Annotated in this window: 15 protein-coding genes and 1 tRNA gene; 10 read left to right on the top strand and 6 right to left on the bottom strand. The window is 70.6% G+C overall.

What is annotated here, in order from left to right:
• Positions 1 to 22: 22 nt before the first annotated feature.
• The gene (locus tag CPZ01_RS05325; RefSeq protein WP_007344879.1) at positions 23 to 217 is read right to left on the bottom strand and encodes a heavy-metal-associated domain-containing protein; all 195 of its coding nucleotides are present in this window, start codon (positions 215 to 217) and stop codon (positions 23 to 25) included.
• A gap of 127 nt (positions 218 to 344) precedes the next feature.
• On the opposite strand from CPZ01_RS05325, the gene CPZ01_RS05320 reads away from it, so the two are divergent.
• The gene (locus CPZ01_RS05320; RefSeq protein WP_096393772.1) at positions 345 to 935 is read left to right on the top strand and encodes an AsnC family transcriptional regulator; all 591 of its coding nucleotides are present in this window, start codon (positions 345 to 347) and stop codon (positions 933 to 935) included.
• A 70-nt stretch (positions 936 to 1,005) separates the two neighbouring features.
• Positions 1,006 to 1,156 (top strand) — tRNA-Gln (locus tag CPZ01_RS05315).
• A 150-nt stretch (positions 1,157 to 1,306) separates the two neighbouring features.
• On the opposite strand, the gene CPZ01_RS05310 is transcribed toward CPZ01_RS05315, so the two are convergent.
• Positions 1,307 to 1,726: a low molecular weight phosphatase family protein gene (locus tag CPZ01_RS05310; protein WP_096393771.1), complete on the bottom strand. Its 420-nt coding sequence runs from the start codon at positions 1,724 to 1,726 to the stop codon at positions 1,307 to 1,309.
• A gap of 187 nt (positions 1,727 to 1,913) precedes the next feature.
• Between CPZ01_RS05310 and CPZ01_RS05305 the strand changes: the two genes are divergently transcribed.
• Positions 1,914 to 2,432 carry a hypothetical protein gene (locus CPZ01_RS05305; protein ID WP_096393770.1) on the top strand — a complete coding sequence of 173 codons (519 nt, stop codon included), beginning with the start codon at positions 1,914 to 1,916 and terminating at the stop codon, positions 2,430 to 2,432.
• A 533-nt stretch (positions 2,433 to 2,965) separates the two neighbouring features.
• Here the strand turns inward: CPZ01_RS05305 and CPZ01_RS05300 are convergent.
• The 3 genes from CPZ01_RS05300 to CPZ01_RS05290 all read right to left on the bottom strand — a co-directional run bounded on the left by CPZ01_RS05300 (position 2,966) and on the right by CPZ01_RS05290 (position 5,172).
• On the bottom strand, positions 2,966 to 4,018 hold the full coding sequence (locus CPZ01_RS05300) for a cell division FtsA domain-containing protein (RefSeq protein ID WP_096393769.1): 1,053 nt from the start codon (positions 4,016 to 4,018) through the stop codon (positions 2,966 to 2,968).
• The gene (locus tag CPZ01_RS05295) at positions 4,015 to 4,497 is read right to left on the bottom strand and encodes a FlaD/FlaE family flagellar protein (RefSeq protein WP_096393768.1); all 483 of its coding nucleotides are present in this window, start codon (positions 4,495 to 4,497) and stop codon (positions 4,015 to 4,017) included. The genes CPZ01_RS05300 and CPZ01_RS05295 overlap by 4 nt, the downstream gene beginning before the upstream one ends.
• A 156-nt stretch (positions 4,498 to 4,653) precedes the next feature.
• The gene (locus tag CPZ01_RS05290; RefSeq protein ID WP_096393767.1) at positions 4,654 to 5,172 is read right to left on the bottom strand and encodes a zinc ribbon domain-containing protein; all 519 of its coding nucleotides are present in this window, start codon (positions 5,170 to 5,172) and stop codon (positions 4,654 to 4,656) included.
• A gap of 125 nt (positions 5,173 to 5,297) precedes the next feature.
• On the opposite strand from CPZ01_RS05290, the gene CPZ01_RS05285 reads away from it, so the two are divergent.
• The 5 genes from CPZ01_RS05285 (at position 5,298) to CPZ01_RS05260 (ending at position 11,291) form a co-directional block, all read left to right on the top strand.
• Positions 5,298 to 6,212 (top strand): pantoate kinase, encoded by a 915-nt coding sequence (locus CPZ01_RS05285; RefSeq protein WP_096393766.1) that lies wholly within the window; start codon positions 5,298 to 5,300, stop codon positions 6,210 to 6,212.
• Between the two features lie 31 nt (positions 6,213 to 6,243).
• A complete protein-coding gene (locus CPZ01_RS05280; RefSeq protein ID WP_096393765.1) occupies positions 6,244 to 7,011 on the top strand; it encodes a DICT sensory domain-containing protein in 768 nt (255 codons plus the stop codon).
• 530 nt (positions 7,012 to 7,541) lie between these two features.
• Positions 7,542 to 8,933 carry a signal recognition particle protein Srp54 gene (locus tag CPZ01_RS05270; RefSeq protein ID WP_096393763.1) on the top strand — a complete coding sequence of 464 codons (1,392 nt, stop codon included), beginning with the start codon at positions 7,542 to 7,544 and terminating at the stop codon, positions 8,931 to 8,933.
• A gap of 145 nt (positions 8,934 to 9,078) precedes the next feature.
• Positions 9,079 to 9,381 carry a hypothetical protein gene (locus CPZ01_RS05265; protein ID WP_096393762.1) on the top strand — a complete coding sequence of 101 codons (303 nt, stop codon included), beginning with the start codon at positions 9,079 to 9,081 and terminating at the stop codon, positions 9,379 to 9,381.
• A gap of 683 nt (positions 9,382 to 10,064) precedes the next feature.
• Complete coding sequence (locus tag CPZ01_RS05260; protein WP_096393761.1) at positions 10,065 to 11,291, top strand: MFS transporter; 1,227 nt, start codon at positions 10,065 to 10,067, stop codon at positions 11,289 to 11,291.
• Positions 11,292 to 11,322: 31 nt separating this feature from the next.
• Here CPZ01_RS05260 and CPZ01_RS05255 read toward each other — a convergent pair whose 3' ends face one another.
• On the bottom strand, positions 11,323 to 11,742 hold the full coding sequence (locus CPZ01_RS05255) for a DUF2237 family protein (protein ID WP_096393760.1): 420 nt from the start codon (positions 11,740 to 11,742) through the stop codon (positions 11,323 to 11,325).
• Between the two features lie 108 nt (positions 11,743 to 11,850).
• Between CPZ01_RS05255 and CPZ01_RS05250 the strand changes: the two genes are divergently transcribed.
• Both CPZ01_RS05250 and CPZ01_RS05245 read left to right on the top strand, forming a co-directional pair.
• A complete protein-coding gene (locus CPZ01_RS05250; RefSeq protein WP_096393759.1) occupies positions 11,851 to 13,653 on the top strand; it encodes a helix-hairpin-helix domain-containing protein in 1,803 nt (600 codons plus the stop codon).
• A gap of 79 nt (positions 13,654 to 13,732) precedes the next feature.
• The gene (locus tag CPZ01_RS05245; protein WP_096393758.1) at positions 13,733 to 14,377 is read left to right on the top strand and encodes a DUF7095 family protein; all 645 of its coding nucleotides are present in this window, start codon (positions 13,733 to 13,735) and stop codon (positions 14,375 to 14,377) included.
• Positions 14,378 to 14,719: the final 342 nt, after the last annotated feature.

The following is a 14,719-nucleotide window of genomic DNA, read 5'->3' as shown; positions in this document are numbered from 1 at the left end:
GGGAAAAGAGGCAGCGATTCGCTTACGCCGAGGCCTCGTAGCCGGCGTCCTCGATGGCGGCCACGACGGCGTCGACGTCGACGTCGCCCTCGACGGTCGCGGTGCCCGCCTCGTGGTCGGCGCTCGCGGACTCGACGCCCGGCAGCTCGCCGAGCGCGTCGGTCACGTTGTCCTCGCAGCCCGTACACGACATGCCGTCGACGTCTATCGTCGTCATGCCCGACCGTTGGCGCCGCGGGCACAACTGCCTTTCCGTCGCCCCCGTGGGCGACCGGTTCTCGGGGTCGCTTTCGCGTCCTTCGATCGCCGGACGGCTTTTGCCCGCGCCGGTCGAACGCCCGGCCATGCGCACGCTCGACGAGACGGACCGAGAGATTATCCGGCTGCTGCTGGCCGACGCGCGGCGCCCGTACAGCGACATCGCCGAGCGCGTGGACCTGTCGGCGCCGGCGGTGTCGGACCGCGTCGACCGGCTCCGCGAGATAGGGGTGATAGAGGGGTTCACGCTTCGGATCGACGGCGACGCGCTCTCCGACGGGCTGCGGGTCCTCGCGACGCTTTCCGTCGCGCCCGCGGACGCCGAGCGCGTCCACGAGGCGGTCGCTGGCCACGAGCGCGTCGAACACGCGTTCCTCACCGCGGACGGCGAGGTGACGGTCGTCGCGCGCGTCGAGGAAGGGACCGCCCGCGACCTCGTCGACGACGCGGTCGGGCTGGAGAGCGTAACCGAGCTTTCGGTGCGCCCGCTCGACGCCCACGAGTGGTCGCCCGCGGTCGGCGACGCGGACCTCGCGGTCGAGTGCGTCGAGTGCGGCAACACCGTCACCGCGGAGGGGGAGTCGGCCCGGATCGACGGGACGCTGTACCACTTCTGTTGCGGCTCCTGCCGGGAGAACTTCGAAGGGCGGTACGACCGGATCGAGGAGGGGGCGTAGGCGGGAGACGGTCCCTCGACGCGCCGCGGAGAGTAACGTACTTGAGTGCCCGCCGGTTACCCGGAGTCGCAGTCCCGTGGTGTAGTGGCCAATCATAATGGCCTTTGGAGGGAATCCGTCCGCGTCCGCGACTCGCGCGCGGCTGTTGGGCGTTCCGGCAAGGACGCCCGTCGGATGCCCGAAGTCAGCCATTGACGGCGGTTCGAATCCGCCCGGGACTATTCTCCGAACGAAGTGAGGACGAACAGTCCCGACCACGGGTTCGAAGCAGGGAACGGAGCGAAGCGGAGTGACCGAGGTTCGAATCCGCCCGGGACTACTTCTGCCGCGAGCAACGACGCGAGCCGACGGTATCCTCGGTCTGGAGCCGCCTACGCCTCGTCGAAGAACTCGTCGAAGAGCGCGACGACTCGCCCCTCGATCTCGTCGCGGATCTCGCGGACGCGCTCGATCTCCTGCCCGTGCGGGTCGTCGAGGGCCCAGTCGCGCCCCTCCACGCCGTCGGCGAGCGCCAGCGTCGAACAGCCCATCGTGGCGACCACGTCGCACGCGTCGAGTTCTGCGGTCGAAACCTCTCGGGGGACGCGGTCGGAGAGGTCGACGTCCACCTCTCGCATCGCTTCGACGACCTCGGGGTGGACTTCGTCGGCCGGGTGCGTGCCGCCGGTGACGATCTCGACGCGGTCGCCGAGGCCGCGCTCGCGGCGCTCGCGCTCCGCGAACGCCGCCGACATCTGGCTGCGACCGGCGTTCTGGACGCAGACGAACCCGAACGTGACGTCGTCGTTCATACCCGAGCGTTCCGAGGTACCGTCATAACGGTTCCTAAGAGGGATATATAGGGCTACGTTCGAGTGACCGGGGATCGTCCGGCGGCCGCTCCGACGGCTCTCCGGTGTCTCCGGCCTCGCCGTGACGGTCGCCTGCCGCTTCCGATCCACCTATGTCATTTTTTACCATGGGGGTCGTGGGCATCCTATGGACATCAGCGATTACCGGGACGCGGTCGCGGAGAACCGGCGCGAGCACGGCTTCGAGGCGGTCGACGAGCGGACGGACGCGTTCGAGCGCCTGTGGGCGACCCGCGAGACGGACGACACGCTCGGCGAGGTCGCGGTGTTGGCGACGCTCGTCGAGGCGGACGAAACCGAGGCGAGCGAAACCGAGGGGAACGGAATCGACGCGGCGACGCTCGCAGAGACCGCGGCGTCGCTCCGGGACGTGCTCGCCGAGACCGTCGACCCCCGCCCGGGGCGCGCCGACGGCGGCGAGGCGCCGACGCCCATCGGCTACGTGGCGTTCGCGACCTCGGACCCCGACCCGTCGCTGCTCGACGCGATGACCGGATTCACGGTCGCGAAGCGCCGGACGAACGTGTTCCCGCTCGTGTACGACGCGGAGGCGGAGCGGCTCCACCGCCACGAGGTCCCACGGCTGAAGGGTCGCGGCATCTACCGCCGCCAGGCGAACGACGCCGAGCGCCTCTTTGACGTATAAATAGTAGGCCGTGGATCGGGTGAGGGCGCTGCTGAAGTACCGGTTACCCACTTATAAATAATCGATACTGGATCGACCGCGAACACCGCCAAAGCCCCCAGCCGCTCGCTTATAAATAACCGCGAGCAGATCGGCGGGGAACACCTCCAAAGCCCCAGCCGCTCGCTTATAAATAACCGCGAGCAGATCGGCGGGGAACACCTCCAAAGCCCCAGCCGGGAGGCCGCAGTACGCTCGTTGCGCTCCTCAGTCGCTCGCTTCGCTCGCTCCCTCCGGTGCTTACGTCGCCTACTGCGGCCTCCCGGCTGCCCCTTTGAGCCCCACCCGACCGCGACCGCACAGCACCTCACGCCTCCCCAGCCTCGTCGCTCGCGCTTAAGAGCGCTCGCGACTCCCTCGCGCGTGCTGTCTCGCGGCCGCCGGGGGCGGCCGCTCGCAGGCACGCGCCACCGTAATTGGTCTCGATCAGCGTAGCGCGGATCGGCTACTGTGGGGTTTAAAAATGGAAAAATGCCGAACCGCTCGCGCGCCGTTCAGACGAGCCGTTCCGCGATACGCGCCGCGCCGTCCGCGGCCGCGAGCGCGGGCTCGTCGGGCGAGACGACCTCGACGTCGCGGTCGAGCTCGTCGCTGAGGCGCTTCTCGAACTCCTCGGTGAGCCCGGGGATACACGCCATGCCGCCGGTGACGGCGAGGGGGCGCCCGAGCGCCAGCTGGTAGGGCTTCATGTGGTCGTTCGCGAGCTCGGGGAGGAACTCGTTGGCGACGACGTCGACCGCCTCGTCGATGTAGCGGTCGATCGGCTCCTGAACGCCGCGGTCGACGGTGAACTCGTGGCTCCCGCCCCCGGGCTGTTGAACCACGTCCGTGAACGGCTCGAAGTCGTACACGTCGCCGTGCTGCTCTTTGTACTCCCGGGCGGTCGTCCGGTCGATGTGGACCCGCCCTTGGGTCTCCTCCTCGACGGCGGCGACGATCCGGCGGTCGACCTCGTTGCCCGTCACCGAGCCGGTCGAGAACGGCGAGAGCTGCTCGCCGCGCCGGTAGGCGCACGCCTCCATCGTCGTCGAGCCGAGGTTCACCGAGACGAACACCTCGTCGATCGCGTCGAGGTCGTCGCCGTAGGCGGGGATCGCCCCGCACAGCGACTCGGGGTAGCTCCGCGTCTCGACCTCGCCGATCGACGAGCCCTCGATCACCGACTTGAGGTTCTCGACGCCCGCCTCGTTGTCGATGGTCGGCACCGCGTAGACGACCGCGCTGTCCGCGGGCACGTCGTGGGCGTCCACGACCGCCTCGAAGAAGCGCTCCGCGTCCGCGACGCTGTCGTCGTCCTCGGGGAGCCCCGAGCGCAGCATGAAGCGCACGCGGTCGGGGTACTCCACCGCGGCCTCCTCGCCGAACAGCACCTTCTCCTCGCCGGTGATGGCGTCCTCGTAGGTCGCCAGGCAGGTCAGCACCGAGTGGCGCTCGCGGCCGCCCCGTCCGTCGGGGACGTCGAGCACCGTGCGGGTGCTGCCCAGTTTCACGCCGACCGCAGCCGATTCGTCCGATTCGTTGATGTCCGTGGATTCGTCGTCGCTCATTGGTCACTCGCACACGAAGCGATCCGGACGATGGAGACGAGGCTGATCCGGTGGTCCGCGGGCGTGAACGGCCGGTCGCGCGTGGGGGCGTCGAACCCCTCCAGCCGGCGCGAAAGCGCCGCGACCGCGTCGTCGCCGACCCAGTCGATCTCGCCGTAGTAGGACAGCGCGTCCCGGCTCCGCACGTGGCCGCCGACGTCGACGAGGTAGCCGAGCCACTCGCCGATCTCGCGTTCCGCCGCGGGCGACGCCGGGATCGCCGTCAGGTACGGCCGGTCCCCGCTGTCGCCGTTCAGCCGCGCACCACGCTGACGCTGGAGCAGCTCCGTGAACGCGGCCGAGCGCGCCGCCTGCTCGGCCCGGTTCCGGTTCGGCCGCCGGAGCGCCCGCTCCCGAGGCGCTCCGTCCGCACCGTCTCGCGGCGCGTCCGCGATCCGGCGCAGCTCCCGTACGTCGTATCGTCGTGGATTCAGACTCATGTTTCCGTCCGTCGTTCGCGTCCGTACCCGAACCCTCTCGGCGGGGTTATATGATAGTTGGCTCTCAGTTATCAGCGGTGAGAAACTACGACCGAGGTCGCTTCACGGACCGAGGCGGCCGCGGGAAACGCCGTTACCGACGGCGCGGCGCCGGCGTCACCGGTCGTCCGGCTCGGCCCACGGGAGGGGCTCGGTACACCAGTGACAGAAGTCGAGGTCGGCGTCGACCGCTTTGCCGCAGTTGGGACAGGTGACCTCCAGCGGCTCCCCGTCCTCGGCGTCCACGGCCGCGGCCGGCGGGGACTGGCCGCTTCCCGGCCCGTCGTCGCCGTCCGCGTTCGCGCTCCGCCGCCGCATCGCTTCGGCGGCGGCGTCGACGCGGTCGCGCTCGGCTGCGTCCGCCCGCCCGACGAGGTACGCGTCGAGCGCCGACAGCGCGGAGAGGAGGACGATGGGGAGCGCCACGTCGGTGGGGACCGCGGCCGACACCGCCGCGAGGTCGGCGAAGGGGTCGACCGGTTCGACGTCGTACAGCGCGAACAGCGCGACCCCGCCGCCGACGATCGTCAGGTGCCACAGCAGCGCCCGCCCCCACCGTCGCAACGAGAGGTGGCCGAGCCCCGGAAAGACCAGCGCGAGCAGGGCCGCGAGGACGGGGCGCAACTGGTTTCGCATACGGCTCGGCTTCGGCCGGCCGGTACTTAGGCCTGCGGTGTCGGCGGCGACGGTTTCCGATTGCGCCCGCGCCCGCTCCGTCCGGGATAACAACCGTTAATCGCGGTCCGCTCGTCGACGCCCACATGAGCAGCCAGCGGGCGACCGCGTTCGTCCCCGGCCACGTCACCGCCTTCTTCAGCGCGCACCCCGCCGACGACCCGGCGGTCGCCGGCTCGCGCGGCGCCGGCGTGACGCTCACCGACGGCGTGACGGTCCGCGTGTCGGTCCCGGACGGCGCGGTCGACGCGACGGCGGGCGACGGCGACGCGAGCGACGGGATCGGTTCGCGCACTATCGACGGCGAATCCGGGTCGATCGGCGCGGTCGACGACGTCCTCGCCGAACTCGACGCGTCCGGCGCCGACGTGGCCGTCGAGACCGACCTCCCGATCGGCGCCGGCTTCGGCGTCTCGGGCGCCGCGGCGCTGGGGGCCGCGCTCGCCGCGAACGACGCGTTCGACCGCGGCCGCTCCGAGAACGAGCTCGTCGGGACCGCCCACGCGGCGGAGGTCGGCCGCGGGACCGGCCTCGGCGACGTGGTCGCGCAGGCGCGCGGTGGTGTCCCCGTCCGGCTCGAACCGGGCGCGCCGGGAGTCGGCGAGCTCGACGGCGTCCCGGCGACCGCGCGCGTCGAGTACGTCACGTTCGGCGAACTGTCGACGGAGGCGGTGTTGGGCGGCGACACGACTGCGCTCTCCGCCGCCGGGGAGGACGCCTTGACCCGGCTCCGAGCGGACCCGCGGCTCCCGACGCTGATGGACGCGGCCCGCGGGTTCGCCCGCGACGCGGACCTCCTCGCGCCCGAGGTGGCCGAGGCGATCGCGGCGGTCGACGCGGTCGCAGGCGACGACTCCGACGACCTCGGCGCCGCCATGGCGATGCTCGGCCGCACCGTCTTCGCGCTCGGGACGGGGCTCTCCGACGCGGGCTACGACCCCGATGTCTGTCGGATCGACGCCGCGGGCGCAAGACTCGTCGACGAGCGCGGCCGGGAGTAAGGACTTTGTTTCGGTCGGCCGGAATAGCGGTATGGCCGAATCGCTCCGTTCGTTCTTCGACGAGCTCGAAACGCCGGACCGGCATCTCGTCCTCCTGAACCGGTCGTCGCCGGACCCGGTCCGGAACCTGCTCGACTCGCTGCTCGACGGCCAGCCCGTCTCGATCAGCGAGGCCGGGGCCGACTCCGGGGCGGACGACGACGTGGTCGCGCTCGTCGAGGACGGGTCGATCGTCGCGCGCTCGACCCTCGACGAGCTGCTCGAATCGGTGCTGCTCATCAACTCCGACCTGTACAAGACCGGCGGGATCGACCTCGACGAGGTCGCGCTCCCGGCCGTGTTCGAGGGACTCGACGAGGTGCCGTTTCGGGTCCGCGGCTACCCCACCTCGAACAAGGAAAAACTCCTCCTCATCATCATCTCGCGGGTGATAGAGCGGATCGCGGCCGAACGCGGGGACGGCACGCTTCGGGCCTCCTTCCAGCGGCTCTCGCGGATCGACGACGAGCGCGGTACCCGGGAGGTGTACGAGCGCGTCGCCGGGACCGGCGTCGACGTCCACGTGTACGGCGTCGGGGACGCTGACTCGCTCTCGGGGCTCCCGATCACCGTCCACACCGGGACCTCCTACCCGTATCAGCGGTCGTGGTTCGTCGTGTTCACGCCGCCGGACGGCGGCGACGGCGACCACGTCGCGCTGCTCGCGCTCGAAGACGAGCCGAACGTCTGGGACGGCTTCTGGACGTTCCGCCCGGAGCTCGTGACGCGGATCGAGCGGTACATCGCGGAGGAGGTCTGAGGCGGACGGATAGCGGAAACTCGTCGGATTGAGGGACCGACTTTGATTTATGATCATTCCGCGGTGGCGCGTGCCGACGAGCGCCCGCAGGGCGCGAGTCGCACGCGCGAGGGAGTCGGGCGCTCCGAGGGCGACCGAAGGGAGCCTGAAGGATGCGCCCGACGAGGCTGGGGAGGCGTGAGGTGCGGTTGCTGTGCGGGGCGGGGTTGGGACTCAAAGGGGCAGTCGCGAGGCGGGCGCAGGCGACGTAAGCACCGCAGGGAGCGAACGAAGTGAGCGACCGAGGAGCGCAGCGAACGTGCGCCCACCTCGCGGCTGGGGCTTTGGCGGTGTTCACCGCCGATCCGCACTCGACCATTTATAAGCGAGCGGCTGGGGCTTTAGAGGCATTCTCCGTCGATCCAGCAGCAGCCATTTATAAGCGAGCGACGAGGGTGAGGAACGCACTCCCCACTGACTACACTCTCGAAACGTATCCCGCCACCGCCGACGAACAAAGCTTTACCGCGTCGCCCGCCTAGCTCCGGCAAATGGTACTCGACGACCTCGGCACGTCCCTGCGGAGCAGCCTCGACAAGCTCCAGGGGAAGTCCCGACTCTCCGAGAGCGACGTCGAGGAGATCGTCAAGGAGATCCAGCGCTCCCTCCTCTCCGCCGACGTCGACGTCTCCCTCGTGATGGAGCTGTCGGACTCGATCAAGTCTCGCGCGCTCGAAGAGGAGCCGCCGGGCGGCACCACCGCGAAGGACCACGTCCTCAAGATCGTCTACGAGGAGATGGTCGAGCTGGTCGGCGACTCCACCGAGCTCCCGCTGGAGAACCAGACGATCCTCCTCGCCGGCCTCCAAGGGTCGGGGAAGACCACCTCCGCGGCGAAGATGGCCTGGTGGTTCTCGAAGAAGGGGCTCCGCCCCGCCGTCATCCAGACCGACACCTTCCGCCCCGGCGCGTACGATCAGGCGAAGCAGATGTCCGAGCGCGCCGAAGTCGACTTCTACGGCGACCCCGACGCCGACGACCCGGTCCAGATCGCCCGCGACGGGCTCGAAGCGACCGAAGACGCCGACGTCCACATCGTCGACACGGCCGGGCGCCACGCGCTCGAAGACGACCTCATCGCCGAGATCGAAGAGATCGAGGGCGTCGTCGACCCCGACCGCTCGCTGCTCGTCCTCGACGCCGCGATCGGCCAGGGCGCCAAGGAGCAGGCCCGGCAGTTCGAGGAGTCGATCGGCATCGAGGGCGTCGTGATCACCAAGCTCGACGGGACCGCGAAGGGCGGGGGCGCGCTGACCGCGGTCAACGAGACCGACTCCTCGATCGCCTTCCTCGGGACCGGCGAGACCGTTCAGGACATCGAGCGGTTCGAGCCCTCGGGGTTCATCTCCCGGCTGCTCGGGATGGGCGACCTCAAGCAGCTCTCCGAGCGCGTCGAGCGCGCGATGCAGGAGACCCAGGAGGAGGACGAAGACTGGGATCCGGAGGACATGCTTCAGGGGGAGTTCACCCTGAAGGACATGAAGCGGCAGATGGACGCGATGAACAAGATGGGGCCGCTCGACCAGGTGATGGACATGATCCCCGGGCTCGGCGGCGGGATGATGGACGAGCTGCCCGACGACGCGATGGACGTCACCCAAGACCGGATGCGCCGCTTCGAGCGCATCATGGACTCGATGACCGAGGAGGAGCTGGAGAACCCCCGCGTCGTCGGCCAGTCGCGCACGGAGCGGATCGCCCGCGGCTCCGGTACCGACGAGGAGACGGTCCGCCAGCTCTTAGAGCAGCACTCGATGATGGAGGAGACGATCGGCCAGTTCCAGGGGATGGGCGAGGGCGACATGCAGCGCATGATGAAGAAGATGGGCGGCGAGGGCGGCGGCCTCGGCGACATGATGGGCGGCGGCAAGGGGCCGTTTTAAGTAGTAACTCCGTCGAAATCCCGCCCTTCAGACGGATTCTTGCCCGAGATGGCCGGTCGGTAAGAACCGCGTAGCAGGGGAGACGACGTTCCACTGGAATCACAGTGGGCCATCATTTAGTATCGATAGCGGGAACACATCGGCTATGGTCCCCTATGTCAGCGAGGTTCTGTTCAACGAGCCACAGGGCCGGCCCGTCTCACTCGTCCAGTTCGGGGCGTCGGTCTGCTACCTGTGTCTATTCGTGTATACATGGAGCGTCGGCGAGGCTGAAGCGGTAGTCCCGTGGGTACTGTTCTTTATCGTCGGAACCGCGCTGTCCGGAATTGCCGAATCGCTTCCGAAAACCCGACGACAGGCGGCCGGTCTACTGCGCCTCACGGCCGTCCTCGTATTGGCCTGTTTTCTCGCCATTCTGTTCCTCGCCCCGGAGTACGTCATCGGGTGACGGACGGTCGTTCTTACCACTAGGCAGGTCCACGGTCCGTCGGCGTGTGGATCTCCCGTACTGAGCGAATCCGACGAGGAACACACGAAAAGAGGGAATTCAACGGAGCCAAACAGTGTCTCATCAGCAAACAGATTGTGTATTTATAAATCACTGCGCGGTGCCGGTGGTGCTCAAGCACGAAGTTCAGCCGGTTGTTTATAAATCGTCGCGGTCGCGGCGGCAGTGAATCTCTCCAACTTCCCGGCCGCTCGCTTATAAACGGTTGCTGGCAGATCGGCGGAGGACGTCTACAAATCCCCAGCCGCGAGGAGGGCGCACACTCGTTGCGCTCCTCGCTCGTTCGCTCCGCTCACTCGCTGCGGTGCTTACGTCGTCTGCGCCCGCCTCGCGGCTGCCCCTTTGAGTCCCGCCCCGCACAGCACCGCGACCGCACCTCACGCCTCCCCAGCCTCGTCAGCCGGCCTCCGCTTCGCTCCGGCCGGCTGACTCCAGCGAGGGACCGAAGGTCCCTCTGGCAGCCGGCGCGTAGCGCCGGCGACCTCGCGCGTGCGACTCGCGGCCTGTCGGCCGCTCGTCGGCACGCGCCACCGCGGAACAACGGAGATGACCAGATCGGTCCTTACCGGCAGCCGCAGAGCGCTTCAGGCCCTTTATACGGGTGACCGGGCTACGCTCCGGCGATGACCCGAGACCGGATCGGCGAGTACGACGCCTTGGTCCTCGTCTCGCTCGTCTGGTTCCTCGGGAAGTTCGTCCGGTACCTCTTCCCGCCGCTGTTCGAGTCGATACAGGGCGCTTACGGCGTGAGCAACGCCACCGTCGGGACCGCCTTCACCGGCTTCATGCTCGTGTACGCCCTCCTCCAGTTCCCGAGCGGCGCGGTCGCGGACCGGCTCGGTCCGGTCCGGGTGATCGTCGCGGGCGCGCTCGTCGCCGGCGCGGGGTCGCTCGCGGTCGTCTTCGACGCGCCCTTCGCCGCGTTAGTCGCCGCGATGCTCGTCATCGGGGCCGGCACCGGCGTCCACAAGACCGTCTCGGTGCGGCTGATCGCCCGCGTCTACCCCGCCCGCACCGGGCGGATGCTCGGCGCGCACGACACGCTCGGCGCGATGGGCGGCGTCGCAGCACCCGCGGTCGTCGTCGCCGTCCTCTCCGCACCGCCCGCGCTCGCGGCCGTCCTCGCCCGGTTGCCCGGCGCCGACTGGCGCGCCCCGTTCCTCCTCACCGGCGTCCTCGCGGTCGGCCTCGCGGCCGCGACCGCGGTCCGGCTCTCCGGCTCGCCCGCGGCGGCCGGCTCGACCGAGGGGGACGGGCCCGACCCCGACACGCGCGAGTACCTCCGGCTGTTCCGGAACCCCCGGTTCTCGGCGTTCGTGCTGGTGGCCGTCGGGTTCTCGTTCGCGCACAACGGGCTCGTCGCGTTCCTCCCGCTGTACCTCTCGGAGGCCGCCGACCTCGCCACGTCGACCGCGAACCTCCTCTACTCGCTCGTGTTCGCGGTGACGTTCGTCCAGCTGGTCACCGGCGACCTCTCGGACCGCGTCGGGCGGTTCCCCGTGATGGTCGGCACGCTCGGGCTGGCGGCCGCGGCGCTCGTCGCGCTCGTCTCGCTCCCGAGCCTCGGGCTCGGCGCCGTCGCGGCCGCGGTCGTCGTCGCACTCTTCGGCCTCGGCTCGCACGGGTTCCAGCCGGTGCGCAGCGCCTACCTGATGGAGCTGCTCCCCGAGCGCCTCGCGGGCGGCGGGCTCGGCGTCGTCCGGACGCTGCTCATGGGCGCCGGCGCGCTCGCGCCGAGCGCGGTCGGCATCGTCGCCGATGCGGTCGGCTTCCGGCCGGCGTTCGCGCTGCTCGCCGGCTCGATGGGGCTGGCGGCGGTCGTCGCCGCCGGGCTCTGGCTGACGGAGTAACGGGTCGGCGGCCCTCCCGCGGCGCCGGCGCTCAGTCGAGGCTCCCGGGCTCGAACGTCTCGGGGTCGAACTCGTGCTCTCGGAGGCGGTCGGCGTCGACGGCCCGCAACACGGACTCGTTCGTCGCTTCGAGGACGACCGGCGGCGCGGCGCCCGCCTCGGCCGCCTCGACCCACCGGCCGACGCAGAGGCACCAGCGGTCGCCCGGCTCCAGCCCGGGGAAGTCGAACTCGGGGCGGGGGGTTATCAGGTCGTTGCCCCGGTCCCGGCTGTACCGCAGGAAATCGGCCGTCACGACCGCACAGAGCGTGTGCTCGCCGACGTCGCCGTCGACGTCGCGGCAGCGCCCGTCGCGGAGGTAGCCGGTCGTCGGCTCGCCGCCGCAGGGCGCGAGTTCGCCGCCGAACACGTTTCGGTCCCCGGGCTCGCCGTCGGCGTCGTCGATCGACATGGTACGGGGTTCGGCCGCCGACGGCATAAGCGACCGGCGGGTCGCCGCGCGCCGGCCGTCGGGCGTTCGGCCGGCGGTATAAGTGCCGCGCCGTCGAACGGTCGCGTCATGAGCCGGAACGACGAGGTCGCGACGCGGCTGGAGGAGTTCGCCGACCTCCTCGAGGCGACGGGCGTCGAGTACAAGCCGACCGCCTACCGACGGGCGGCCGAGAACGTCCGCGACCACCCCGCGCCGATCGAGGGGCTCGCGGCCGACGGCGAGGACGCGGTCGCCGAGATCGACCGCGTCGGCGACGCCATCGCCGCGAAGATCGTCGAGTACGTGGAGACCGGGGAGATCGAGGAGCTGACCGAGCTGCGCGAGGAACTCCCGGTCGACATGGCGGGGCTGACCGCGGTGGAGGGCGTCGGCCCGAAGACGGTCGGGTCGCTGTACGACGCGCTCGGGGTCTCCGACCTCGACGAGCTGGAGGCCGCCGCGGAGGCGGGCGAGATTCGGGAGGTGTCGGGCTTCGGCGCGAAGACCGAACAGAACATCCTCGACAACATTCCGTTCGCCCGAGAGGCCCGCGAGCGCACCCGCCTCGGCGACGCCCGGCCGCTCGCGGACGACGCGCTCGCGTACCTCGCCGCGCTCGACCCCGTCGAGTCCGCCGAGGTGTGCGGGTCGATCCGGCGGTGGAAACCCACGATCGGCGACGTCGACCTGCTCGTCGCCAGCGAGGCGCGCGAGCCGATCGTTGAGGCGTTCACCGACTGGGACGCCGCGGACGCGACGATCGAGGCGGGCACCGGGAAGGCGAGCGTCCGCGCCGACGGCACCCGCGTCGACCTCCGGATCGTCGACCCCGACGAGTTCGGCGCCGCGCTCCAGTACTTCACCGGCTCGCGGGCCCACAACGTCGCCGTCCGCAACCGGGCGATCGACCGCGGGCTCAAGCTGAACGAGTACGGGCTCTTCGACGTGAGCGACCTCGACGAGGAGGGCGACGGCGGCTCGGACGGCGACGACGGTCCGGCCGCCGGCGACGCGGAGGAGCCGGACGCCACTCGCGCCGGCGAGCGCGTCGCCGGCGAGGACGAGGCCGAGGTGTACCGCGCGCTCGACATGGAGCCGGTCCCGCCCGAACTGCGCGAGGACCGCGGCGAGGTCGAGGCGGCCGCCGAGGACCGGCTCCCGCTCCTCGTCGGCGAGGGCGACCTCCGCGGCGACCTCCACACGCACACCGACTGGTCCGACGGCTCCTTCTCCGTCGTCGAGATGGCCCGGGCGGCCGCGGAGCGCGGCTACGACTACCACGTCGTCACCGACCACGCGACCGGGCCGGGGATGGTCGGCGGGGTCGGCCTCGACGAGTCCGACATCGAGGAGCAGGCCGCGGCGATAGCCGAGGCGCGCGACGAGGTCGAGATCCCGATCCTCCACGGGATCGAGGCCAACATCGGCGCCGACGGCGGCCTCGCGACCGACGACGAGACGCTCGCGGCGCTCGACCTCGTCGTCGCGTCGCCCCACGCCGCGCTCGGCCAGGACCGCGACGCGGCCACCGAGCGGCTGGTCAGCGCGGTCGAACACCCGCACGTCGACGTGCTGGGCCACCCGACCGGCCGCCTCATCAACGAGCGGCCGGGGCTCGACCCGGACGTGGAGGCGGTCGCCGAGGCCGCCGCCGCGAACGGGACCGCGGTCGAGGTGAACGCGAATCCCGCGCGGCTCGACGCCGACGGCGAGTTCGTCCGGGCTGCGATCGAAGCGGGGGCGACGATCGCCGTCAACACCGACGCGCACGCCCCGCGAGAGCTCGATAACGCCCGGTACGGGGTTCACACGGCCCGGCGGGGCTGGGCCGAGACGTCGAACGTGCTCAACGCGCGCTCGCTCAACGGCCTCCGGTCGTTCATCCTGTAGGTGGCGGACCGGCCTCGGCCGCCGGACCTCGGTCGCCCGAGCGTAACCGGTTTGCCCGCCCGTCGCCTACGCCTCGCCAATGGAACGCGAACGGGCCGTCGACCGCCTGGAGACGCTCGTCGACCGCGTCGCGAGCGAGCCGATGCCGGTGCCCGTCCGCGAGGTGTGGGCGTTCGGCGACGTCGCGCTCGGGCTCGACCCGGTCGACCGGCTCGACGTCTACCTCACGAAGGACGTGATCATGGGCGGCGACGCCGACGCGGCCGCCGACTTCGAGGCCGAGTACGGGGTGAAGGGCGTCGGTACCACGGTCGACGCCGCGTGGGCCGAGGCGCACCCGGACCGCGTGCGAACGAGCGACAACGGGTACGCGGCGCCCGAGAAGTGCCTCGCCGCCGAACTCGTTGAGGACGACGAGCCGATCCATCTGGAGGTCTGTAACGCCGGCTTCGAGGACAACGTCCGCCAGCGCCTGAAGGGGGCGCTCGCCCGCGACGCCTACGAGGAGGTGCTCGACCCCCGCGGCGTCTGCCTCTGGGTCGACGGCGAGCGCGACGACGAGGCGTTCCAGCGCCTCCGCGAGGCCTCGCTCGCGATGCCGACGCTGCCCGCCGCGCTCGGGATGCTCGGCGCGGACGAGGACGCGGCGAACGAGGCCGCGGAGGTCCTCAAACAACGGCGCGCCGAGCAGGAGGGCGCGTCCGTGCGCGGCGACATGGTGTGACTCGGACGCGCCGCGCCGCCATTTATAAATGACTGCGGTGGCGCGTGCCCGCGAGCGGTCGCTCCCGGCGACCGCGAGACGGCACGCGCGAGGGAGTCGCTGGTCCGGAGCGTAGCGGAGGACCAGCGACGAGGCTGGGGAGGCGTGAGGTGCGGTCGCGGTTGGGCGGGACTCAAAGGGGCAGCCGCGAGGGCGAAGGCGCGCGACGCAAGCACCGCAAGGAGCGAGTGAAACGAGCGACTGAGGAGCGCAGCGAGCGCACCGAGCCCTCGCGGCTGGGGCTTTGGAGGCGTTCGCCGCAGCGCCGTCAACCGTTTATAAACTGTCTCCGACGCTGCCGAC

Origin of the sequence: Halorubrum trapanicum, from assembly GCF_002355655.1 — an archaeon.
Taxonomy (GTDB): Archaea; Halobacteriota; Halobacteria; order Halobacteriales; family Haloferacaceae; genus Halorubrum; species Halorubrum trapanicum_A.
The sequence above is the reverse complement of the archived record's forward strand: the minus strand, read 5'-3'. Positions and strand labels throughout refer to the sequence as shown.